This is a genomic window from Dactylosporangium siamense, assembly GCF_016862795.1.
Classification (GTDB): domain Bacteria; phylum Actinomycetota; class Actinomycetes; order Mycobacteriales; family Micromonosporaceae; genus Dactylosporangium; species Dactylosporangium siamense.
In genome coordinates this window covers 1-21,713 of sequence record NZ_BONQ01000144.1, presented here as the reverse complement: position 1 = coordinate 21,713, position 21,713 = coordinate 1, and the positions used below count along the sequence as shown (strand labels likewise).

Below are 21,713 nucleotides of genomic sequence, written 5' to 3'. Positions count from 1 at the left end.
ACGTCGCGGTTTCCGGTCAGGTGACGCGGCGACTTCCGGTCGCGTGACGTCGCGGTTTCCGGTCAGCGGACGTGGCGGTTTCGGGTCAGGTGACGTGGCGGTTTCCGGTCAGCGGATGTAGCGGTTTCGGGTCAGGTGACGTGGCGGTTTCGGGTCACGTGACGTCGCGGCGCATGGGCAGGACGACGGCGATCGCGGCGGCGGCGAGGGCGTATCCGGTGAGCAGCAGCGCGCCGGCGGCCGGTGGGAGCAGCCGGACGGCGGTGCTGCCGAGCTCCTGCGACACGGCGTCGGCGAGATAGGTGAAGCCGGTGAGGGCGGCCATGGCGCCGCCGGGCAGCACCGGATACAGCGTGTTGACCCCGGGGATCATCATGAGCAGTGGTTCGCCCAGGTACAGATAGCCGATCACGGCGCACAGTGCCGTGACCTGGCTGCGGAGCAGGGCGCCCACGCCCACGCCGATCAGCAGGTAGCCGACCATGGCGAGGCCGATGCGGGCCAGCAGCCCGAGCACGGTGCCGGCCGGGAGGCCGAGCGGGACGCCGCGGGCGGCGGCGACGCCGAACAGGGCCGCCGCGGCGGTGCCGGCGAGGACCAGCCCGAAGGCCAGCCCGGCGCCGCCGTAGGTGGCGAGCTTGGCGGCGAGGACCTGCCAGCGGCGGGGCGCGAACAGGAACGTGACGGCGGCGGTGCCGTGCCGGTACTCGGACGTGACGGCGAGGGTGCCGGCGGCGGCCGGCACGAACGCGGTGTAGCCGAGGATGCCGAGGATCGACCGGACGCCGGCCTCGGTGTCCAGTCCGGGCATCGGCGGGTCGAAGTGCTCCGGCCCGACGAGCGCCATCGCACCCATCAGACCGCCGCCGAGCAGGGTCGCGGCGAGCAACAGCCCGGTCCACACGCGGGTGGCGAGGAGCCGGCGGATTTCGGCCTTGACCAGGTGTCTCATGCGGCGATCCCCGTGTCGTCGGTCAGTTCGTCGGTCAGTTCGTTGGTCAGTTCTTTGGTCAGTTCCAGGAAGCGTTGCTCGAGGTCGGCGCGCTCGGTGACCAGCTCGTGCACCCGCAGCCGGTGCGCGGCGGCGAGGTCGGCGACCTCGGGTGCGCCCAGCCCGTGGACGCGGAGCCGGCCGCCACCGAGGGCGTCGACCCGGGGTGCGTCGCCGTCCGTCCGGCTGCCCGCGGCGGCTTCGACCCGGGCCGCATGACCGTCTGGCCGGCCGCTTGCGGCGGCGTCGACCCGGGGTGCGTCGCCGTCCGGCCGGTGGTCGCGGAGGACGGCGGCCAGCCGGTCGGCGTCGGGGGAGTGCACCAGCACCGATGGTGGTCCGGCGAGCCGCGACCAGGGCCCGGCGGCGACGAGCTCGCCGCGCCGGATCACCACCACGTCCTCGACGAGCTGCTGCAGCTCGCTGAGGACGTGGCTGGAGATCAGGACGGTGCGGCCCTCGCCGGCCAGCCGGCGCAGGAACCCGCGCAGCCACCGCACGCCGTCGGGGTCGAGGCCGTTGCCGGGCTCGTCCAGCAGCAGCACCCGCGGGTCGCCGAGCAGCGCCGTGGCGAGGTTGAGCCGCTGCCGCATGCCGGTGGAGAACCCGCGGGTGCGGCGGTCGGCGGCCCCGGCGAGGTCGAGCAGGTCGAGCAGCTCGGTGACCCGGCCGTCCGGGTAGCCGCCCATCGCGGCGTAGACCCGCAGGTGGTCCCGGGCGGTGTGGCCGGGGTGGCAGGCGTTCGCGTCGAACACGGCGCCGACGGTGCGCGAGGGCCGGCGCAGCTGCGCGTAGGGACGGCCGCCGATCGTCGCGGTGCCGGACGTGGGCGACACGAGGCCGGTCAGCATCCGCATCGTGGTGGTCTTGCCGGCGCCGTTCGGCCCGAGGAACCCGGTGACCACGCCCGGCTCGACGGTGAAGGTCAGGTCGCTGACGGCGGTGACCTCGCCGTATCGCTTCGTCAGGTGCTTCACCTCGATCTTCTGGCGGTCGCCGGTCATGCGCGGGCCGCCATCGCGCGGGAGATCGCGTCCACGATCCCGGTCGCGGCCGGGTCGGAGAGCACGGCCTCGTCGAACTCCCCGCCGGCGGCCGGCGGGTCCAGGACGAGGTGCAGTCCCGGCTCGCCCCGTCGCGCCGCCACGAGCTGGCGGGGGCCACCGAACAGTCCCCAGATGCCGATCTTGAGGAAGCCGGACACCACGATGCCGCGCCGGCCGCCGTGTGCCAGGCGCAGCGGCTCGGCCACGAGCGACACGTGCCGCACCCCGGCGACCGGGATCGCCTGGCGACCTCGCCCGATCCACAGCCGCTCCCAGGCGCTGAACCGGACGTCGATGAGGTCTCCGGTAACGGTGATTGCTGCCATCAGACATTTCCTTCCGTCGTTGGTGCTTCCTCGGTGGCCGCCGGCTGGTCGGCCGGCAGCAGGATGGTGGCCAGCAGGCGCGGCACCCGGCCCTCGCCCGGCTCGTTGCCGAGCAGTGGCCCGATGACCCGGTTGAGCTCGGCGGCGAACGTCGCCAGCTCCGCGTCGGTCAGGTGGAGCACGATCTGCTGGTATCCGGCCCCGTCCGCGACGAAGTCGATCCGCTCGCGGGCGAGATACCGCGAGAACTCGGACAGCAGGCTCGACACGAACGCGGTGAAGTAGCGGGCGTGATCCTCGGGCGTCGCCGTGGCCAGGGCCGCCGGGTCCAGCGTCGCGCCGTGCGCGGGCAACGCGTAGACCCGCTCGGCGGTGCCGCGGACCTTGCGGTGCTCCACCACCTCGATGAGGCCGCTCTTCACGAGCGTGGCCAGATGCCGGTAGAGGGTGGCGTGCGGGATGTCCGGCAGCAGCGCGACCAGGTCGTGGGTGGTCAGCCGGGTCCCGGCGACGGCCCGCAGGATCCGGATGCGCACCGGATGCAGCGCCAGCTCGGCCCAACGGTCCCTCGACAGCTCCACGACTCAACAGTATCACTATCGATAGTGATATCAATAGGAGACGCGTCGATCGCGGGGGCCGTGCCCGGGCAGGGTCAGCTGGGGAGCGGCAGGCCGCGCAGGAGGGCGATGTCGGCGGCGTGGTCGGCGGACAGTTCGCCGCTGGGGGTCTCCACGATCAGCGGTACGCCGGCCGCCGCCGGATGCCGGGTCAGCTCGGCGAACGCCGCCGCGCCGATGGTGCCCTTGCCGAGGGACTCGTGGCGGTCGCGGGTCGAGCCGCAGGGGTCCTTCGAGTCGTTGGCGTGGATGAGCCGCAGCCGGCCGGGGCCGGTCGCCGTGAGCAGGGCGTCGAGGGTGGCGGTCATGCCGCCGGGGGTCGCGAGGTCGTGCCCGGCGGCCCAGGCATGGCAGGTGTCGAAGCAGACGCCGAGGTGCGGGTGGTTGTCGACGGCGGCGAGGTACGCCTCCAGGTGCTCGACCCGGGACGCGAGCGAACGGCCGCCTCCGGCGCTCGGCTCGACCAGCAGCGGCGGCCAGCCCTGCCCGGCGGCCCGGTCGAGCAGGGGGCGGAGCACGTCCCGTACCACATCCAACGCCTTCTCGGCATGGACGGCGTCGACGGCCGAGCCGGCGTGGAAGACCACGCCGTGGGCGCCGATCGCCTTGCCGCGGCGCAGGGCGTGTTCGAGGGAGGCGATGGACCGCTCGACCGTGGCCACGGTGGGGGAGCCGAGGTTGACCAGGAGCGCGGCGTGGATGTAGGCGGTGACACCGCGATCCTCGCAGCCGCTGAGGAACGCCTCGTCCTGGGCGGGGTCGCCGTCGGTGACGGCCCAGCCGCGCGGGTTGGAGACGTAGACCTGCACGGCGGTGGCGTCGGTCTGCTCGACGTAGCGCAACGATGCCTTGGCGAGGCCACCGGCGGCGGGCGCGTGCCCGCCGACCGGTGTCGAGCCGTGCACTAGAAGTACGCCAGCAGGCGGATCCGGGTGCCGGGCGGGACCTGGGTGCCGGGCCCCGGGTCCATCTGCCGGACGGTGCCGAAGCCCTGCGGGTCGACGGCGAGGCCCATCGACTCCAGGATCTGCCGGGCCTGGTCGAGCTGCATGCCGCGGACCTCGGGGACCGTCACGAGCGCGGGGCCCTTGGAGATCTGCAGGTCGATGACCATGCCGTCGGTGACGCTGTTGCCGTCGCCGATGCTCTGCGAGGTGACCTCGTTCGCGGGCTTGTCGCTGTCGACGGTCTCGATCTTGCCGACGGTGATCTTCACCTTGGCGAGGGCCTGCTTGGCCTCTTCGATGTTCTTGCCGATGACGAGGGGGACCTTGACCGGGTTGGGGCCCTTGCTGACGAGGATCTTGATCGTCTGGCCGGGTTTGACCTCGGTGCCGATCTTCGGGTCGGTCTCCACGACGTAGCCGGCCGGGATCGCGTCGTCGAACTTCTCGGCGCGGGTCGCCTGCAGGCCGGTCGCCTGGATGTCGACGAGCGCGAGGTCGTACTCCTTGCCGGCGATGTCGGGGACCTTGTGGATCTCCGGTCCGAGCGACAGCGTCAGCGTGATCGTGCCGCCGTCCAGGATGCGGGCGTGCGCCGCCGGGTCCTGGGCGAGGACCTTGTCCTTGGCGATCTTCTTGTCGAACTTCGCCGGGCCGAACTTCACCTTGAACCCGGCGGCCCTGGCCTGCTGGCCGGCCATGTCGCTGCTCATCGTGGTCAGGTCCGGTGCGTCGGTGTACCGGCCGACGCCGATCCAGTACCCACCGATGGCGACGAGCAGGCCCAGCGTGAGCATCGCCGCGATCACCGTGAGGCGGGTCCGCGGGTTGGCGTTGACCTGGGCGAGCAGCTCGGCGAGGCGGGCGCCGGGGCCGGTCGGCTCCGGCTGCGCCCGGCGGCGGCGGACCGGCGGCTGCGCGGGCGAGGGGCTGGGCAGCTTCGCCCAGGAGGGCCGGGCCGGCTCGACCGACATCGAACCGGTGCGGTACACGTTCTGCGGCACCGACTCGACCTGCGGCACGATCACCGTCGGCTGCGCGAGGGGCCGGGACCGGGTCGCCAGCTCCACGCCGACGTTCTCGCGGGCGGCCTGGACCTCGGAGAGCATCGCGCCCGCGTCGGTCGGGCGGGCGCCGGGGTCGCGGCGGGTCGCGCGGATCACCAGGTCGTCGATGGCCGGCGGGAGGCCCGGGGTGTATCGCGACGGGAACGGCACGTCCCGGTCGACGTGCTGCCACGCGACCTCGACGGGACGGTCCGCCTCGTAGGGCACCCGGCCGGTGAGCATCTCGAACAGCACGATGCCGGCGGAGTACACGTCGGTGCGGGGGTCGGCGTGGCCGTCGGTGACGAGCTCCGGCGCGACGTAGGCGACGGTGGCCATGAGGTGCGAGCCGGTCTCGTCGGCGCTGGCCTCGACCGCGCGGGCGAGCCCGAAGTCGGCGACCTTGACCACGCCGTCGATGAGGTTGTGCGCGTCGCCGGGGGCCTCGGCCACGAGGACGTTCTCCGGCTTGACGTCGCGGTGGACCAGCCCGGCGCGATGGGCGGCGGCGATCGCGGCGAGCATCTGCTCCATGATCGCGAGCGCTTCCTGCGGCTGCAGGCGGCGGCGCTCGGCGAGCACCTCGCGCAGCGTGCGGCCCCGCACGAACTCCATCACCAGATACGGCAGGCCGTGGTGGGTGCCCTGGTCGTACACCGCCACGACGTTGGGGTGGGTGAGCCGCGCGATCGTCTTCGCCTCGTCGGTGAACCGGTTGACGAACTGCGGATCGTGTGACTGTCCGGGGTGAATGATCTTGAGGGCGACGGTGCGCTCGAGCCGCTCGTCGAGAGCGGTGTAGACCGTCGCCATGCCGCCCTTGGCGACACGGGAGCGAACGCGGTAGCGCCCGTCTACAAGCGCACCGAGAAGGGGATCGGCGACCGTGGTATCCATTGGCTGCGAGTGTACGGCTGGTGAACCCGATTCCTCAGCGTCCTGCCACACCGACATTGCTTTGTCCCTGTTTCGGGGATTTCGAGGCCGTACGGGTTGGCGACGGCGCCGACACGGACGGTGACGGACTGGTCGAAACGCTGGGGCTGGGGCTCGCCGAGGGGGTCGGCGTGCTCTCCGGCCGGTTCGTCGTGGGCGCCCCGGCGGGCGGCACGGCCGGCATCGCCAGGACCGGTGGCGGCGCGGACCGCCGCACCTGCGGCCGGGCGCGGGTCGGTTCGGCCTGCGGCGCGGCGCTCGTCGCCGGGTCCGTCACGTCCGGCGCCTTCTCGGCCGCCGCGGCGACCGCCGGCGGCGCCGGCGGCGTCCGCATCGCGGTGAGGCTGCCGGCGACCGCGAGATAGGTCCCGGCCGCCCCACCGGCGACGAGCAGCGCGACGCCGCTGGTCGCCGCGACCCGCCGCGGCCGGCGGGGCACGTCCCGGGCGCGGTGCCGCGCCGCGAACTCGGTCGTCTCGTCGGTCAGCAGCTGCACCAGCTTGCGACGGCTCACCTGCCGGTAGACGTCGTAGCACGCGGAGCGCCAGGCACCGGTGACCTCACGGTGGACCTTGAGCCAGAGCCCCACAGCCGTTCCCCTCCGTCAGTTGTCGTCGCAGCGACATGGCACTGTGTTCCTGTGACCGAACAACCTGTGGGCCCGACCGAGTGGCTGACCATGCCGGACGTCGCTGAACGCCTCGACATCCCGGTGAACCGGGTGCACCAGCTCGTCCGGGAGCGCAAGTTCCTCGCCGTCCGCAAGGACGGTGTGCTGCGCGTCCCGGCCGACTTCATCAGCGACGACGGTGTGGTGAAGCACCTGCCCGGCGTCCTCACGGTGTTGCACGACGCTGGGTACAACGACGATGAGGCGCTGCGGTGGCTGTACACGCCCGACGACACCCTGCCGGGCACGCCGGCGGCGGCGTTGCGCGGCAACCGGGCCACCGAGGTCAAGCGCCGCGCGCAGGCGCTGGGCTTCTGACGGATGCTGCCGCATCTGACGTACCTGCTGGTGCTCGCCGGTTGTCTCTTCGGCGCGCTGTGGCTCGAGCCGCTGCTGAAGGTCGGTGTGCTCCGGCAGGTCCGTCGGCTCGTCCTGACGATCGCCCCGGTCGCCGCCGTGTTCGTCGTCTGGGACCTCCTGGCCATCCGCGCGGGGCACTGGACGTTTGACCCCGCGCAGCTGACCGGCGTGGTGTTCCCGGGTGGGCTGCCGCTGGAAGAGGTGCTGTTCTTCCTCGTCGTGCCGGTCTGCGCGATCCTCGGCTTCGAGGCGACCCGGCAGACGTTGCTGCGCATGGCCTCGGCCGGCTTCTTCCGGCGGCGGCGTCCGTGACCTACACCGCCGCCGCGGCCACCGGCGTCGTCGTGGCCGTCCTGATCGACGTGTTCGCGTTGCGGAGCCGGGTCGTGCTCGGGCGGGTGTTCTGGTGCACCTACCCGATCATCTTCGGCTTCCAGCTGCTGTCGAACGGCATCCTCACCGGGCGGGGCGTGGTCCTCTACAACCCCGACGACATTCTCGGGGTGCGGCTGGTGTACGCCCCGGTCGAGGACCTCGCGTTCGGCTTCGCGCTGATCGTGCTGACGCTGTCGCTGTGGGTCAGACTGTCCGCTGGGTCGCGGCCTGGGCCAGACCCGTCAGAACCTCCCGCGCCTCCGCGGTGACCTGCGCGCCCGCCAGGGCTTCCAGAGCCTCCGCGGTGAGGTTCTCGATCCTGCGCTCGGTCCTCGCCAGGGCGCCGCTGCCCTCGATGACCTCGCGCAACCTGGCGACCCCGCTCGCGTCCAGGTCCGGCTTGCCGAGCAGCTCGTCGATGGCCGCCTTCGCGCTCTCTGCCTCCAGGGCCGCCGCGATCAGGTAGGTCCGCTTGCCCTCGCGCAGGTCGTCGCCGGCGGGTTTGCCCGTCACCGCCGGGTCGCCGAACACCCCGAGCACGTCGTCGCGCAGCTGGAACGCCTCGCCCAGCGGCAGCCCGTAGCCCTCATAGGCCTTGGCCAGGGTCTGCGGCGCCCCGGCGATCGCGGCGCCGAGCAGCAGCGGCCGCTCGATCGTGTACTTCGCCGACTTGAACCGCGCCACCAGGCTGGCCCGCGCCGTCGACGTGTCCCCCGTCGCCTGCGTCTGCACGTCGAGATACTGCCCGATGGTCACCTCGGTCCGCATGTCGTCGAACACCGGCCGGGCCCTGGCCAGGACGTGCGGGTCGAGCCCGCTTTGGTGCAGCATCTCGTCCGACCACACCAGGCACAGGTCGCCGAGCAGGATCGCCGCGGCGGTGCCGAACCCGGCCGGGTCACCGCGCCAGCCGGCCTCCGCGTGCAGCTTCGCGAACCTGCGGTGCACGGCCGGCTCGCCGCGCCGGGTCTCCGAGCCGTCCATCACGTCGTCGTGGATCAGCGCGCTCGCCTGGACCAGCTCGAGCGCGGCGACCGCGGCCACCACCGCGTCGTCGTCCTCACCGCCGGCCCCGCGATGCCCCCAGAACGCGAACGCCGGCCGGAGCCGCTTGCCGCCCTGCAGCACGAGCGCCTCGATCGCGTCGGCGACCGGGGCGAGCGCCGCCAGCTCGATCTCGGCCAGCCGGCTCCGCCGCCGCTGGAGGAAGTCACTGAGCGCCTCCCGCACCCGCGTGCGGAGGTCGGCCCGGTCGAGGAAGGGGTGCGTCACGGCAGAGACGCTAGTCCGAAACCGGCGGACCCGCCGCTCCGGCTCCCGGTTTTCCATGATCCGGAAAGACCCTGGATGCGCAAGGTCTTCCGGATCATGGGAGGTGCCGGGTCGGCTGGCCGCGATGCCCGGGAGCCGGGCCGGGCCGCTGGGGTCTTCCGGATCATGGGAGGTGCCGGGTCAGCTGGCCGCGGTGCCCGGGAGCCGGACCGGGCCGCTCCGGAGCGGGGCCGGGCGCACCGGCGGCGGGGCGGCGCCCGGCAGACAGGTGGCAGCCGACTCGGCCAGGGCGGTGTAGGCGCGCAGCGCGGCCGGTGGCCGGCCGGGGCCGGCGGCGGCGTGCAGGGCCGGCTCCAGGCGTCGCAGCCGGCCCAGCACCCGGAACGAGCCCGAGTCCACGCACGTGAGCAACGCCTCGGCAGCGGCGTCGCAGGCCGCGTCGAGGTCGCCGGCGGCGAGGTGGGCGTGGGCGGTGGCGGCCGTCACCAGGCCCGCCGCGCGCAACCGCACGGTCGGGGAGCGCCGCGCGGCGGTGAGGTGGGCCAGCGCCGCCGCGGGCCGGCCCGCCGCGGCCAGGCACAGGCCGGCGAGCGCGTCCGCGTGGGCGGCGTCCAGCCAGTACAGCCAGGGCGGGGCGAGGCCGGGCCGGCCACGGGCGCGCGCGTGCGCGTGCCCCGCCGCGGCGAGCGCCGTGTCGCAGGTGCGCCGGTCGCCGGCCTGCGCCGCCGCGAACGCGACCCGCAACGACAGCACGGTGGTGGTCGCCGGGTCGCTGCCGGCCGCGACCCGCTCGGCGGCACCCGCGGCCCGCAGGGCGGCCGGGCCGTCGCCGCGTTCCGCGACGGCCTGGGCGTGGCAGCCGAGGAGATGCCCGGCGAGCGCCCGGTCGCCGGCGGCGAGCGCCGCCCGCACGCCGCTGCGCAGGATGCCGTCGGGCGGGTGCCGGCCCGCGTCCGTGGCCACCCAGGTGTGCAGCTGGGCCAGCTCGGCGACCTGCGCCGGGGCGCCGTGGCCGGCGGTGGCGTCGCGCGCGGCGGCCCGCAGCTCGGTGCGCACCAGCGCGAGCAGCTCGGGGCCGGCGAGGAGGTCGTCCATGCGGCGCAGCTCGGCGATGCGCCCGCGCCGGTCCGGTTCGCCGTCGCCGGCCTGGGCCGGCCCGCGCGCCCCGGCGCCGCCCCGCCCGGCCGGGCCCGCGGGCGGTGTCCCGGCCAGGGCGGTCGTGGTGGTCGGGGCGGTCCTGATGGTCGGGGTGGTCGTGGTGGCCAGGGTGGTGGTGGTCGGGGTGGTCCTGGTGGCCAGGGTGGTTCTGGTGGCCAGAGTGGTCGGGGTGGTCGGGGTCATGGTTGGCTCCCTCCGCCGGCGGGTCCGCGCCGCGGCGCGCTCCAGGTCGTCGACGGGGGTGTCGAGCACGAGCGCGAGCCAGCCCAGCCAGGCCTGGCTCGGGACCCGTTCCTCCCGCTCCCACCTGGAGATCTCGTGGCGGGTGAGCGTCGGCAGGCCCGACACGGCGCACAGCAGCCCGGCCAGCCGCACCTGTGACTTGCCCTGCGCCTGGCGCAGCTGGGTCAGCAGCGCGCCGAGCGACTCGCCCGGGCCAGCGGGCGGGGCGATCCTTTGAGACATCGGTCACGACCTCCTGGCACCAGCGACCCCCGTCCGCTCGCGGTCCAGCCGGACGCCCGGCGCCGCGGGCTTCGCGCTGCCCGCGGACGTCGAACCGTCCGACGTCTGTTTTACCCCAGGGGTACGACATGATTCGGTGCCGACGGAGCTCCCGGCCGCGGTGCCGGGGGCACTACAGTCTGGACGTGGCATCTGGACTTCCTTCTGTGATGGGTGGTGGACCCGCGGCGATCGGCGACCTGATCGCCGGGGCGGCCCCGACGTTCTCCTTCGAGTTCTTCCCCCCGAAGACGCCCGAGGGCGAGCGCCAGCTGTGGCAGGCGATCCGGGAGCTGGAGCCGCTGCGGCCGTCGTTCGTCTCCATCACGTACGGTGCCGGCGGCACCACCCGCGACACGACCGTCGCCGTGACGGAGCGGGTGGCGACGGAGACGACGCTGCTGCCGATGGCGCACCTGACCGCCGTCAACCACTCCATCGCCGAGCTGCGCAACGTCATCGGCCAGCTGGCCGGCGCCGGCATCCGCAACTTCCTGCTGGTGCGCGGCGACCCGCCCGGCGACCCGATGGGGGAGTGGGTCCGGCACCCGGAGGGCGTGCTCTACGCGGAGGAGCTGGTAAGCCTCGTCCGCGAATCCGGCGACTTCAGCATCGGGGTGGCGGCGTTCCCGTACAAGCATCCGAGGTCGGCGGACATCGAGTCCGACACCGCCAACTTCGTCCGTAAATGCCGGGCCGGCGCCGACTTCGCGATCACCCAGATGTTCTTCGACGCCGACGACTACCTGCGGCTGCGCGACCGGGTCGCGGCGGCCGGCTGCGCCACCCCGATCGTCGCCGGGGTCATGCCCGTCACGGCGATCGGCACCATTGCCCGGTCCCAGCAGCTGTCGGGTGCGCCGTTCCCGCCGGCGCTCGCCGCGCGGTTCGAGGCCGTCGCCGACGACCCCCAAGCCGTCCGGAGCCTCGGCATCGACCTGGCCAGCGAGATGTGCGAACGGCTCCTCGGCGAGGGCATTCCAGGGATCCACTTCATCACGCTCAACCGGTCGACGGCCACGCGAGAGGTCTGGCAGCAGCTCGGTGTCGCCGCCCGCGTCTGACGTCCGCGACTGGGACGCCTATGCCGAGCGGTGGGCGGCGGCGCACGGCGGCTACGACCCGAGGTCCGCGCCGCCGCTCGTGCGGGGTTGGCTGCGCGGGTCGTACGCGCTGGGCGCCGCCCTCGCACGCATCGGTGTCCGCAGTCCGAACACCGTCACCGTCCTGGGGCTGCTGCTGTCCGTGGCCGTGCCCTTCGCCGTCGTCGCCGGGCGCGGCTGGGCCCTCGCGGGTGCGGTGCTGGTGTTGCTGTCGGCGGTCGCGGACACCGTCGACGGCGTCCTGGCGGTGATCACCGGCCGGGCGAGCCGCCTCGGCCAGGTCTACGACTCCGCCGCCGACCGCGTCGCCGAGGCGTCCTGGCTCGCGGCTCTGGTCGTCCTCGGCGGGCCGGCCTGGCTCGCCGCGGCGTGCTGCGGCGTGATGTGGCTGCACGAGTACGTGCGGGCCAGAGCCACCGTCGCCGGCATGTCCGACATCGGCACGGTCACGGTCGCGGAGCGCCCCACCCGGGTGCTGGTCACGATCTTCGGGCTCCTCGCGGTCGCGGGCGCCACGGTTGCGGGCGGCTGGCAGGACGTGACAGTCCTTGCCGTACTCGTGGTTATGGCGGCTCTGACCACCGTCGGCTTCGTCCAGTTGGTGATCGTCGTTCGCCGTGCATTAACGTGAAACAGGGCAGGATCTGGGTGCTGCGACCCGCGCGAGACTACGAAAGGTGATGGCTGGTAACGCTCCGGAGTCCGGTTTTTTGGGCTGGTGTACGGTTGCTTGAAAGCGGTCAGCCGCCGTCGACCGGTCCGATCTGAGTGGTGTCGGCGCCGATCCTGCTGCTCTCAGCGGACGGGTTCAGAGGTCTTACGCAGGGCCGATCCGATCGGCGACGATCTTCGCGGACAGCATCACCAGGGGCAGGCCACCGCCGGGGTGCACGGACCCGCCGACCAGGAACAGGTCCCGGACCGCGCCCCGGGTCGGGGGCCGGAGCAGGCCGGTGAGGCCGTGGCTGGCGGTGCCGTAGATCGCGCCGCCGGGGGAGCGGGTCGCCGTCTCCAGGTCCGCGGGGGTCAGCACGTCGCGGAACAGCAGCCGGTCCCGCACGTCGACCCCCCGGTCGGCGAGCACGGCGAGGACCCGGTCCGCGTAGCCCTCGGCGACGCCGGGCGCGCGCCAGTCGAAGGCTCCCTGCGGCGGCGCGTTGACCAGGACGAACCATGCCTCGTGGCCGTCCGGGCGGGCGCTGGGGTCGCCGGCCGACGTGACGAACACCGCGGGGTCGTCCGGCGGGCGGGCCGGGGCGCCGAAGATCGCGTCGAACTCTGCGTCGTAGTCCCGTGGGAAGAACACCGTGTGGTGCGCCAGCCTCGGGGTCGCGCCGCGGACCCCGAGCAGCAGGACGAACCCGCCGAGGCTGCGCTGCTCCAGGGCGGCCGCCCGGCGTGGTGCCGGCAGCAGGTCGCGGTACACGTGCAGCGCGTCGGCGTTGGCGACGACCAGGTCGCTCCGGACCACGGTGCCGTCGGCGAGGACGACCCCGGCGGCCCGGGAGCCCTCCACGAGGACGGACCCGACCGCTGTGCCGAGGTGGACGGTGACGCCGAGCGCGGCGCAGCGGCTGAGGAGGGCGTCGGCGAGGGTGCCGAGGCCGCCGCGCAGGTACCAGCCGCCGAACTCCAGCTCCGCGTAGGGGATCGCGAGCAGCGCGGCCGGAGCCCGGCGCGGGTCGGCGCCCGTGTAGGTGGCGTAACGGTCCAGGAGCATCCGCAGCCGGGGGTCCCGCAGGTGCCGGCGGCCCAGGCCGCGCAGCGTCCGGCCGGGCGCGATCGCGGCCAGGTCGCGCAGCCGCCACGCCAGGCCGGCCAGCTGCAGCGGGCCGTCCACCGGGGCGGTGAGGACGTGCCGCCACGAGGTCTCCCAGACGCGGCCGGCGCGCCGCCACAGCCGCCGCCAGTCCTCGGCCGCCGCCGGGCCGAACGCCGCCGCGATCCGGTCGGCGAAGCCGGCCCCGGCACACGAGTCCAGGGTCGTGCCGTCGGGGAAGCAGTGCCGTACCAGCGGATCCAACGCGACCAGATCCAGCTCGGGGGCGGGGCCGCCGGTGTGCGCGAACAGCTCCGCGGCCACCTGCGGCAGCGTGAACAGGCTGGGCCCGGTGTCGAACCGGAACGTGCCGGCGGTGGTGACCCGCTCGTGCCGGCCGAGCTTGCCGCCCGCCGCGGCCGCCTGCTCGAACACGGTGACGCGGTGGCCGGCGGCGGCGAGCCGGGCCGCCGTGGCGAGGCCGCCGACGCCGGCGCCGATGACGGTCACGGTCGCCATGTGGGGCGTCCCTTCCAGGTGACCCGGCCGCGCCGCCGGAACGACCGGGCGACCAGCCAGGCGAACAGCAGCACGGAGACGGGGTGGGCGAGCGCGTCGGGCCAGGCCCGGCCGCCGGTCGTGCGGGCGCTGGCGACCCGGCCGGCCACACCCAGCAGGTAGCCGGCCAGGCCCCACCAGGTGCCGGTCAGCGGCAGCACCACATACAGGGCGAGCAGCAGCGCCACGACCGCCGCCGCGCCCACCGGCGAGCCGAACGACGCCCACAACGACTTGCTGTAGCCGTCTTTCAGGTCATGCCAGGACGTGTACATGCGGCAGGTCGCGAGGTCCGAACCGTCCGCGAGCGCGATCCGGCCGCCGGTGCGTTTCACCGCACGGGCCAGCTCGATGTCCTCCAGGATCCTGTCCCGGACCGCGGCGTGCCCGCCGGCCCGGTCGTAGGCGGCCCGCCGGACCAGCAGGAACTGCCCGCCGGCCGCGGCGAGCGACGGGCGGGGTGAGCGTTCCATCGCCCGCAGCGGCAGGAACGTCAGCCACGACCACTGCAGCAGGGGCTGGACCAGCCGTTCGCCCAGGCTGCCCGCGGTGATGCGGGGGTACGGGCTGAGCAGGTCGGCCTCCGCGTCGTCGAGCACCGCGGTGGCGGCGTCGAGGGCGTCCTCCCGCAGCACCACATCCGCGTCGATGAACACGAGGACGTCAGCTCCGGCCTCGGCCTCGGCGAGTTGGTGGCAGGCGTGGGGTTTGCCGAGCCAGCCGGGTGGCAGCGGGCGGCCGGTCAGCAGCGTGACCCGGTCGCCGGCCGGGGCGAGGACGGACCGGACGAGGTCGGCGGTGCCGTCGGTGGACCCGTCGTCGAGGATCAGCAGCCGGGGCTCGCCGCGCAGGGCGAGCAGCGCGCGCAGACACGGCTCGACCCGGTGTGCCTCGTCCCGCAGCGGCAGCAGCACCGCCACCCGGTGCCGCCGCGTCCCGGCGCCCGGCCTTCGCAGCAGGCGGGCATTGACCAGCGTGTGCACGGTCAGCGCGAGCACCGCGAGGGTCAGGATCGCGAGCGCCACAGCGTCACCGCCAGCGGGACCGCGACCAGGCCCATCCCGGCGGCGCCCCACGCGGCCGACGCGGGCAGGCCGAGGAACACCGCGTGCGCGAGGACACTGGAGCCGTACGTCCACAGGTACAGCGCGTACATCGGCCGGTCGTCGGTGCCGTTCCCGGTGGTGGCCGTGAGCGCTGCCGCCAGTACCCACGCCACCACCAGCCAACCGAGATAGTTGGTGATCGGAATGTCGGGGACGCCGGGGAGCGCGGCGCCGGGACTGTCCCAGTGCCAGTGGCCCTCGCCGACCATCTGCGGGTCGAGGAAGAGGTCCCAGGCGGCCAGGCCCAGCCCGGCGACACCGGTCCGCAGCCACGGCCGGGTGGTGAGGCGGGCCGCGGCGACCCACGCCGGCCACGCCATCCACGTCCAGGCCAGGGGGATCACCAGCGGCACGCCCAGCAGCCGCGGCCCGAGCGAACCGGTGTAGTCGTAGTCGCCGAACGGGTAGCCGGTCGCGCGGCCGGCCGCCTCGACGGCGAAGCCGCCGCCGGTCGTGACCAGGATGAGCACGGCCGCGGTGCGCGGGCCGCGGGACAACCAGGCATGCCCCACGGACAGCAGGTAGCCGACCACGACCGTGGCGACGGTCAGCGCGGCGCGGGTGCCGCCGTGCACGAGCGGGTACGCGATCTCGACGAGGACCAGCGCTGCGAGCACGGCCCAGAGGGCTCTCACAGCGGCAGTTGCCGGCCGAGGACCGCGAACGGGCGGTCGTCGCCCGGGAAGTTGAAGTGCCGCAGGACGTCGACGAAGCCGAACCGCCGGTAGAGCCGCCAGGCCCGCGACGTCGCCTCCGGCGCCTCGGGCGTGGACAGCAGCGCGGTCTGCTGGGGCGCGTTGCTGAGCAGGTCGTGCAGCTGCCGGGCGCCGATGCCGTGCCCCTGCGCGTGCGGCCGGACGTGCAACTCGACGAGCTCGAAGCAGTTGCCGAGCCAGAACTTGCGGTGCTCCCGGCGCAGCGCGTTGCGCACCTGGTCGTGCCACCACTGCCCGGACGTGCCCCGGTAGCCGTAGCCGAAGCCGAGCAGGTTGTCCTCGTCGTCCAGGGTCGCGACCGCCTGGAACGACTCGCGCCGGGTGTGGCCGGCCACGTAGCCGCGGCGGGTCTGCAGGAGCTGGACCGAGTAGCCCATCGCTTCCCCGTAGACGGCGATGACGTCGTCGAGTCGCGCGAGGAGGTCGTCCCCGCGCCACCGCACGAGCCTCACGGGCTGTCCCTCCAACCGATCACCTCCCAGTCGCCGGTGATGTCCAGCACGCGGAACCGGGCGAACAACTCCTCCGCATACCAGCCTTCCCGGGCCGTGCGGTCCACGACGGCGGCATGCTCGGGCTGACGGTACGCGAAACGCACGACATCCGCCGCACTGCGCCAGAGGCTGACCGTGCCCTGGAATCCTACGGGTGCCTCCCCGACACCGAACGCGCAGATCATGCCCTCGGCGCCGGGGAGCACCCTGGACACGGGGTCGATGGCCCGCCAGAACGCGGGTGCCTTGTGGGCCTTCAACCTGGCCCGGGTCAGCACCGCGATCATGCCGTCGGCCTTGCGGCTCTTGCGGCCGGCCGGATCACGTTCGTGGGCAGCCGGGTCACTCCCGCCGTCGGCCGGACTGCTCGTGCCGTCGGCGGGGGCGCTCTTGCCGTCGGCCGGGCTCCTGTGGGCGACAGGGGTGCTCGTGTCGTCGGGGGTGAACGGTGCGTGCCCGGCCCACGTGCCGCGGCTGGCGATCGGCTCCAGCGTGACGACGCAGCTCGCGACGGCTCCCCGCATCGGTGGCACGACAACGGCGTCGCCGACGATGATCGCCGCCCAGCGGGTCAGGTCCGCCTTGCCCGCGCCGAAGTCGCTGCCCCGGCCGGTGCCGAGCAGCTTCACGAAGCCGGCCTGGCGGCGCAGCCTCCGCCGGTCGACGGCCATCCCCCAGAACGCGAGCGGCACCGCGGCCCTGCGGACGCGCCAGACGTGGAGCCGGACCGTCACGCGACCTCGGCGGGGGTGCCGGCGGTGATGCGCACCAACTCCTCGTACGTGATCGGGAAGACAGCCTGGGAGATGCCACCGGCGGCCCAGATTTCGCCGTACACCTCCAGATCGACGTCGACAAAGGTGCGCACCGGCTTCGGGTGACCCAGTGGCGACACCCCGCCGACCACCTGGCCGGTGTGCTCCAGGACGAACTCGGCGCTGGCCCGCCGGACCCTGCTCTTGGCGATGCCGAGCAGCGCGGCGACCTTCCCGGTGTCGACGCGGTGCGCGCCGGACGTGAGGACCAGTAACGGGTCGCCGTTGGCGTCGAAGATCAACGAGTTGGCGATCTGGCCGACCTCGACCCCGACCGCGGCCGCCGCCGTCGCGGCGGTGGGGACCGGCTCGGTGAGCACCCTGACCTGGCACGGGGTGCCGGCGGCGTCGCGTGCCCCGGCGGCGTCGAGGGCGTCCTGGATTGCCTGCACGTTGGGATGTACCTGCATGCCGTCGACTCTAGTTCGGAGCACCGACAATTTCGGGATGGCGTTCGGCGGGGGCCGCCTGTACCCGGGCGGTCTCGGCCAACGCGACGCCGGCCAGGATCAGGGCGCCCCCGCAGATCTGTGCGACGTTCAGGTGCTCGTGCAGGACCAGCCAGGCCACGGCGGTCGCGATCACCGGCTCCGACATGCCGATGATGCCGACGCTGGTCGGCGGCAGGTGTCGCATCGCGCCGGCGAGCAGCAGGTACGGGGCGATCGAGCCGCCGATCACGACGTACAGGAGCAGGAGCCAGACCGGGACGCCGTGGGTGGTGACCGTGGTCCGGGCGAAGTCGAACTCCCACCACGGCCGCACGACCGAGCCGGCGAGGGCGGACACCCCGAACGCGTACGCGGTCAGCGACAGCGTGTCGCGGCTGGCCACGCCCCGGGCGCTGAGCAGGTAGTAGACGGCGAGCAGCACGGCGGCGCCGAGCGCGGCGCTCACCCCGACCGCGTCGAGGCGCAGCTCGCCCCAGATCTCCGCGACGCAGGCGAGCCCGGCGAGGCTGGCGGCGAGGCCCACCCACAGCCTCGGCCGCACCGCGTGGCCCTGCACGAACCGTGCCCACAGCGCGACCAGGACCGGCGCGGTGTACTCGAACAGCAGGCTGATGCCGACCGGCAGCCTGCCGATGCCGACGAAGTAGAGCATGGGGACGAAGAAGAAGCCGGCGAGGCCGTACGCGACGAGCATCGGCACCTCCCGCCGGGTGATCCGCAGCCGGGACGGCCGGAACGCGAGGGCGAGCGCGAACAGCCCCAGCGCGGCCCCGCCCGCCCGCAGCGTGGTGAGCTGCGGCGCGTCGATCCCGGTCTCGGCGGCGAGCTTGGACACGGTGCCGTTGACGGCGAACAGGCAGCTGCCGGCGAGGACCATCGCGACACCGGTGGCGGGGCGGGGCTGGTGGGTCACCCGCAGAGGGTACAGGTCAGGAGTGGTCGATGCTTCACCCCTTACGGTTCGGCGATCCAGGCGGTCCGTCGAGCTTGGACGGTGAGGTCCGGATGCTGGGGTACGGCTTCCGCCAGCGCCTCCAGTGCAGCCAGGTCCTCCGGGCTCAGCCGGCCCTCGAGGCCTTGGTGCAGGCGGCGCAGGGACGTCTGGGCGTAGCGGCCGGTGGCCTCCGGCAGTGGGGGTCGCAGGTCGATCTCGAAGCGGTGCTGGGCCTTGACGGTGAAGCCGGCCGCGCGCAGCAGCGGCGCCCAGTCCGCCCCGAGGTGCGGCATGTCGGTGGCCCGTGCCTCGGCCACCGCGGCGTGGCAGCGGGCCTCGAGCGCGTCGTCCGGCAGGAACCGCGGGAACGCGTCCATCTCGAGGGCGACGAGGTGCCCGCCGGGGCGGATCGCGGCGCGGATCGTGCGCAGCGTGCCGACGGGGTCGGCGAGGTGGTGCAGGGAGTTGGCCGCCCACACCAGGTCGGCCTGCTGCTCGACGCCGTCCGGCCAGGCGGTGTCGAGGTCCGCCTCGACCGTGCGGATCCGGTCGGCCAGTCCCGCGGCGTGCGCCTTGTGCCGCAGGTGGTCCAGCATCTGCGGGGACATGTCGACCGCGGTGATCCGCGCGCCGGGGAAGCGGCGGGCCAGCGCGAGCGTGCCGGCGCCGGTGCCGGCACCGAGGTCGAGCACTGTCGCCGCGGTGCCGGTGCGCTCGTGGACCCAGGCCATGACCTCGGTGAGGTGCTCGTGCAGTACCTCGGCGTCGAGGTCGAGGATGTCGGCGAGGGCCTCGTGGCTCCCGTGGTTGTGGTTGTGGCTTCCGTGGTTGTGGCTTTTCTGGTGGGCGTGGCCTTCGTGGTGGTGTGCCATGCCGTTGACCATAGCCACGAGTTGCGTCAGTGGCATAGCATCTTGCGTATGACGCAAGACGGTGAGCTCGACGGGCTGGTTCGAAAGCGGATCCGCGGGCTGCGGATCGCCAAGGGCTGGTCGCTGGACGACCTCGCCTCCCGGTGTTATCTGAGCCCCTCCACGCTGAGCAGGATCGAGACCGGCCACCGGCGGATCGCCCTGGATCAGCTGGCCCCGATCGCCCGCGCGCTGGGGACCACGCTGGACCAGCTGGTGGAGTCCATGGACGACGAGGACGTGGTGATCCGGCCGCGCCGCGACGTGGCGCACGGGATGACCACGTGGATGCTGACCCGGGAGTCGGGGCCGCACGGTGTCTCCGTGGCCAAGATGCGGGTCAGCCGGGCGGTCCCCAGTGAGTTGCGGGTGCATCCGGGCAAGGACTGGTTCACGGTGCTGTCCGGGACCATCGAGCTGCGGCTGGGGGAGCGGACCATCCTGGTGGAGACGGGTCAGGCGGCGGAGTTCTCGACCATGACCCCGCACGCCTTCGGTGCGCACGGCGGCCCCGCGGAGATCCTCTGCGTCTTCGACCACGACGGCGAGCGCACCCATCTGCACCCGTCGGGCGGCGTCGGCGCGGCCGGATGACCGGGCCCGCGGCGCGTGCGAACGAATGTTCGAAAAATCTCCCGCGCCGTCGCGACTTTCCCGCCCCCCGGGTGTAGTCTTATCCCAGTCGAACGAGTGTTCGAACTGCTTCGGGAAGACGATTCGCGGCGTTCTTCCCGAGCGCGGTCCGCGACACCGCGGAGGCCGGATTTTCGCGGGTCTGGCCTCAGGTGGGGTCGTTGCCCGCCGCCCACGACCCCCGGGCGGCGGGCAGCGACCCAGCCGGCCCGCCGGCCGGGGGTGGTGTGGGGAAGCTCCACGCCCGGCCGGCGGAGTCGCAGTTCGACCCCGCTGTCCGAGCACCGATCGACCCGCGCGTGTCACCGCTACTCCCCCAGCGGCGGCCCGCACGCACCACGGGCACCCATGGCGGGTCCCGCCGACGCACCACAGAGGGAGACACCGATGCCGACGAACCGTTCGACCCACTCGTCCAACGTCAGTCGATTCCCGACCGCCCCGGCCACCCCTGCGGTCGCCGGCCCGGCCGGCGGTGCGTCCCGGCAACAGCTTCCGGTTCCCGCGCATGCGCTTCCCCACCGCACCCCGCGGGAGCTGCTGACCCTTGCCCGTCGCGGCCTCGAAGAGGCGGCGGAGATCCGCACCGACGGGATGCGCTACGCCACCGCCCACCTCGCCGCGCTGCGCGCCGCCGCCGCTGTCCTCGCTGCCAGGGCAGTGCCCGCCGCGCCGGGCCGCCGCAGCCGGGTGACCAGCGTCTGGTCGCTGCTGGTGCTCGTCGCGCCCGAGCTGACCGAGTGGGCGGCCTATTTCGCCGCCGGCGCCAGCAAGCGCTCCGCCGCCGAGGCGGGCATCCCGCGGGTGGTCACCGCCCGGGAGGCCGACGACCTCATGCGCTCCGCGGAGCAGTTCATCGCCGTCGTCGAGGTCGGCCTCGGCTTCTCCTATCAGCCCAGGCTCGAGGGTCTGGCCAGCTGACCCGCGGTCGGTGCCGGAGCCCGGCCGACCTGTCCAGGCTCCGCGGCGACGCTCTCGCCGGTGGCACCTCCTCGCCGGAGCCGCTGGTGCGGTGCTCCGGTCGCGGAGCTGGCGCCGTCCGGGCTTCGTCCCCTCGCGTCGGACCGGCCGGGTTCGCAGGTCGGTGCGGGTCCGGGGGCTGACGCCGCAGACGGTGGCCGGGCCGGGTGGGCATCGCAGGCCCTGCCGGGTGGTGGTGCCGAGCGTCTGGACCGGCCGCCATCTGCGGCGTCAGCCACTTGGGCCATACCGCGTCGCCGTCCGCCACCTGAGTGCCGCATCCGACCGGGCAGGACCTGGCCGGTAGGGATTCCTTCGGTGAGGACGCCGGGCGGGATTGGGCGGTGGGACAGCCCGGCGGAACTGCCCTGGCGGTCCTGTTCGCCGGGGACGCTCGGTGGGGACGGATTGGGCGGTGGACGTCCGGCGGAACTGCTCAGCGGGACGCCCGACGGGGGACTTCGGCGGGAATGTTCGACGGGACGCCCGGCGGGATTGGGCGGTGGGAAGTCCGGCGGGACTGCTCGGCGGGGCGCTCGGTGGGATTGACCGGTGGATGGGGCGGCGAGTTTGACAGGGGCGGGCAGCGGTCCGCGTCACAGCAGGACAGCGTCGCGTAAGGCCGTCGCAGCGGGATCTCGGAGTGCGGCGGGAGAACAGTACAGACAGTGGGGGAGCAGGTGCCGTGGCTGGCATGTCGGCTTCGGCGGCCGCCGAGTCCTACGACACACACGTCGACGACGACGCTGTGGTCGGAGCCGACGGCATGAACGACCCTGCCCAACCCCCGGCGAGTCCCGTCCCGATCGCCCCCGAGACCCCTCACCAGCTGCGGCCCGTGCCGTCCACCGGCAGCGTGCCACCCCAGGATCCGCCCGCCGGCCCGGCCCCGTTGCGCCTGCTCACTCCCGCCCCGATTCCAGCCCTGGCCACGATTCCAGCTCTCGCCCCAGCTCTCGCCCCAGCTCTCGCCCCAGCTCTCGCCCCAGCTCTCGCCCCAGCTCTCGCCCCAGCTCTCGCCCCA

At 73.8% G+C, this 21,713-nt stretch carries 24 protein-coding genes and 1 pseudogene; 8 read left to right on the top strand and 17 right to left on the bottom strand.

Annotated elements, in window-relative coordinates:
* Window positions 1-154: 154 nt before the first annotated feature.
* The 7 genes from Dsi01nite_RS44745 to Dsi01nite_RS44715 form a co-directional block, all read right to left on the bottom strand.
* Window positions 155-952 carry an ABC transporter permease gene (locus Dsi01nite_RS44745; RefSeq protein WP_203852543.1) on the bottom strand — a complete coding sequence of 266 codons (798 nt, stop codon included), beginning with the start codon at window positions 950-952 and terminating at the stop codon, window positions 155-157.
* Window positions 949-1,995: an ABC transporter ATP-binding protein gene (locus Dsi01nite_RS44740; RefSeq protein ID WP_203852542.1), complete on the bottom strand. Its 1,047-nt coding sequence runs from the start codon at window positions 1,993-1,995 to the stop codon at window positions 949-951. Before Dsi01nite_RS44740 ends, Dsi01nite_RS44745 begins: the two co-directional genes overlap by 4 nt.
* The gene (locus Dsi01nite_RS44735) at window positions 1,992-2,363 is read right to left on the bottom strand and encodes a hypothetical protein (protein WP_203852541.1); all 372 of its coding nucleotides are present in this window, start codon (window positions 2,361-2,363) and stop codon (window positions 1,992-1,994) included. Before Dsi01nite_RS44735 ends, Dsi01nite_RS44740 begins: the two co-directional genes overlap by 4 nt.
* Window positions 2,363-2,944 (bottom strand): helix-turn-helix domain-containing protein, encoded by a 582-nt coding sequence (locus Dsi01nite_RS44730; protein WP_239136650.1) that lies wholly within the window; start codon window positions 2,942-2,944, stop codon window positions 2,363-2,365. The genes Dsi01nite_RS44735 and Dsi01nite_RS44730 overlap by 1 nt, the downstream gene beginning before the upstream one ends.
* 74 nt (window positions 2,945-3,018) lie before the next feature.
* Window positions 3,019-3,888, bottom strand: a complete 870-nt coding sequence (locus Dsi01nite_RS44725) for a deoxyribonuclease IV (protein ID WP_203852540.1) — start codon at window positions 3,886-3,888, stop codon at window positions 3,019-3,021.
* Window positions 3,888-5,870, bottom strand: a complete 1,983-nt coding sequence (locus tag Dsi01nite_RS44720) for a Stk1 family PASTA domain-containing Ser/Thr kinase (RefSeq protein ID WP_203852539.1) — start codon at window positions 5,868-5,870, stop codon at window positions 3,888-3,890. The genes Dsi01nite_RS44725 and Dsi01nite_RS44720 overlap by 1 nt, the downstream gene beginning before the upstream one ends.
* Before the next feature lie 34 nt (window positions 5,871-5,904).
* On the bottom strand, window positions 5,905-6,498 hold the full coding sequence (locus Dsi01nite_RS44715; protein ID WP_203852538.1) for a hypothetical protein: 594 nt from the start codon (window positions 6,496-6,498) through the stop codon (window positions 5,905-5,907).
* A gap of 51 nt (window positions 6,499-6,549) precedes the next feature.
* On the opposite strand from Dsi01nite_RS44715, the gene Dsi01nite_RS44710 reads away from it, so the two are divergent.
* The 3 genes from Dsi01nite_RS44710 to Dsi01nite_RS44700 are packed head-to-tail and all read left to right on the top strand — an operon-like array spanning window position 6,550 to window position 7,583.
* Window positions 6,550-6,897: an Rv2175c family DNA-binding protein gene (locus Dsi01nite_RS44710; protein WP_345004658.1), complete on the top strand. Its 348-nt coding sequence runs from the start codon at window positions 6,550-6,552 to the stop codon at window positions 6,895-6,897.
* Window positions 6,898-6,900: 3 nt separating this feature from the next.
* Window positions 6,901-7,251 carry a lycopene cyclase domain-containing protein gene (locus tag Dsi01nite_RS44705; protein WP_239136648.1) on the top strand — a complete coding sequence of 117 codons (351 nt, stop codon included), beginning with the start codon at window positions 6,901-6,903 and terminating at the stop codon, window positions 7,249-7,251.
* Window positions 7,248-7,583, top strand: coding sequence for a lycopene cyclase domain-containing protein (locus tag Dsi01nite_RS44700; RefSeq protein WP_203852537.1), 336 nt, complete (start codon window positions 7,248-7,250; stop codon window positions 7,581-7,583). Before Dsi01nite_RS44705 ends, Dsi01nite_RS44700 begins: the two co-directional genes overlap by 4 nt.
* On the opposite strand, the gene Dsi01nite_RS44695 is transcribed toward Dsi01nite_RS44700, so the two are convergent.
* Window positions 7,519-8,586: a polyprenyl synthetase family protein gene (locus Dsi01nite_RS44695; protein ID WP_239136646.1), complete on the bottom strand. Its 1,068-nt coding sequence runs from the start codon at window positions 8,584-8,586 to the stop codon at window positions 7,519-7,521. The genes Dsi01nite_RS44700 and Dsi01nite_RS44695 overlap by 65 nt on opposite strands.
* Before the next feature lie 180 nt (window positions 8,587-8,766).
* On the bottom strand, window positions 8,767-10,209 hold the full coding sequence (locus tag Dsi01nite_RS44690; RefSeq protein ID WP_203852535.1) for a helix-turn-helix transcriptional regulator: 1,443 nt from the start codon (window positions 10,207-10,209) through the stop codon (window positions 8,767-8,769).
* A 185-nt stretch (window positions 10,210-10,394) separates the two neighbouring features.
* Between Dsi01nite_RS44690 and metF the strand changes: the two genes are divergently transcribed.
* Both metF and Dsi01nite_RS44680 read left to right on the top strand, forming a co-directional pair.
* Window positions 10,395-11,312, top strand: a complete 918-nt coding sequence (gene metF / locus Dsi01nite_RS44685; RefSeq protein ID WP_203852534.1) for a methylenetetrahydrofolate reductase [NAD(P)H] — start codon at window positions 10,395-10,397, stop codon at window positions 11,310-11,312.
* Window positions 11,293-11,982, top strand: a complete 690-nt coding sequence (locus tag Dsi01nite_RS44680) for a CDP-alcohol phosphatidyltransferase family protein (protein WP_203852533.1) — start codon at window positions 11,293-11,295, stop codon at window positions 11,980-11,982. Before metF ends, Dsi01nite_RS44680 begins: the two co-directional genes overlap by 20 nt.
* Before the next feature lie 186 nt (window positions 11,983-12,168).
* Here the strand turns inward: Dsi01nite_RS44680 and Dsi01nite_RS44675 are convergent, their stop codons facing one another.
* The 8 genes from Dsi01nite_RS44675 to Dsi01nite_RS44640 are packed head-to-tail and all read right to left on the bottom strand — an operon-like array spanning window position 12,169 to window position 19,057.
* A complete protein-coding gene (locus Dsi01nite_RS44675; RefSeq protein WP_203852532.1) occupies window positions 12,169-13,629 on the bottom strand; it encodes a phytoene desaturase family protein in 1,461 nt (486 codons plus the stop codon).
* The gene (locus Dsi01nite_RS44670; RefSeq protein WP_203852531.1) at window positions 13,617-14,693 is read right to left on the bottom strand and encodes a glycosyltransferase family 2 protein; all 1,077 of its coding nucleotides are present in this window, start codon (window positions 14,691-14,693) and stop codon (window positions 13,617-13,619) included. The genes Dsi01nite_RS44675 and Dsi01nite_RS44670 overlap by 13 nt, the downstream gene beginning before the upstream one ends.
* Complete coding sequence (locus Dsi01nite_RS44665) at window positions 14,675-15,409, bottom strand: carotenoid biosynthesis protein (RefSeq protein WP_203852530.1); 735 nt, start codon at window positions 15,407-15,409, stop codon at window positions 14,675-14,677. Before Dsi01nite_RS44665 ends, Dsi01nite_RS44670 begins: the two co-directional genes overlap by 19 nt.
* The gene (locus Dsi01nite_RS44660; RefSeq protein WP_203852529.1) at window positions 15,406-15,942 is read right to left on the bottom strand and encodes a GNAT family N-acetyltransferase; all 537 of its coding nucleotides are present in this window, start codon (window positions 15,940-15,942) and stop codon (window positions 15,406-15,408) included. The genes Dsi01nite_RS44665 and Dsi01nite_RS44660 overlap by 4 nt, the downstream gene beginning before the upstream one ends.
* Complete coding sequence (locus Dsi01nite_RS44655; RefSeq protein ID WP_203852528.1) at window positions 15,939-16,718, bottom strand: monooxygenase; 780 nt, start codon at window positions 16,716-16,718, stop codon at window positions 15,939-15,941. Before Dsi01nite_RS44655 ends, Dsi01nite_RS44660 begins: the two co-directional genes overlap by 4 nt.
* Complete coding sequence (locus Dsi01nite_RS44650; protein ID WP_203852527.1) at window positions 16,715-17,209, bottom strand: YbaK/EbsC family protein; 495 nt, start codon at window positions 17,207-17,209, stop codon at window positions 16,715-16,717. The genes Dsi01nite_RS44655 and Dsi01nite_RS44650 overlap by 4 nt, the downstream gene beginning before the upstream one ends.
* A 10-nt stretch (window positions 17,210-17,219) precedes the next feature.
* Window positions 17,220-18,164: an EamA family transporter gene (locus Dsi01nite_RS44645; protein ID WP_203852526.1), complete on the bottom strand. Its 945-nt coding sequence runs from the start codon at window positions 18,162-18,164 to the stop codon at window positions 17,220-17,222.
* Window positions 18,165-18,205: 41 nt separating this feature from the next.
* Entirely contained in the window at window positions 18,206-19,057 is an 852-nt protein-coding gene (locus tag Dsi01nite_RS44640; protein WP_203852525.1) for a class I SAM-dependent methyltransferase, read from the bottom strand.
* Window positions 19,058-19,105: 48 nt separating this feature from the next.
* Here Dsi01nite_RS44640 and Dsi01nite_RS44635 point away from each other — a divergent pair, with 48 nt between their 5' ends.
* The 3 genes and pseudogenes from Dsi01nite_RS44635 to Dsi01nite_RS44625 all read left to right on the top strand — a co-directional run.
* Window positions 19,106-19,690: a helix-turn-helix domain-containing protein gene (locus Dsi01nite_RS44635; RefSeq protein WP_203852524.1), complete on the top strand. Its 585-nt coding sequence runs from the start codon at window positions 19,106-19,108 to the stop codon at window positions 19,688-19,690.
* A 426-nt stretch (window positions 19,691-20,116) separates the two neighbouring features.
* Window positions 20,117-20,650: an SAV_6107 family HEPN domain-containing protein gene (locus tag Dsi01nite_RS44630; RefSeq protein WP_203852523.1), complete on the top strand. Its 534-nt coding sequence runs from the start codon at window positions 20,117-20,119 to the stop codon at window positions 20,648-20,650.
* A 733-nt stretch (window positions 20,651-21,383) separates the two neighbouring features.
* A pseudogene (locus tag Dsi01nite_RS44625) lies at window positions 21,384-21,713 on the top strand (hypothetical protein); the annotation flags it as partial.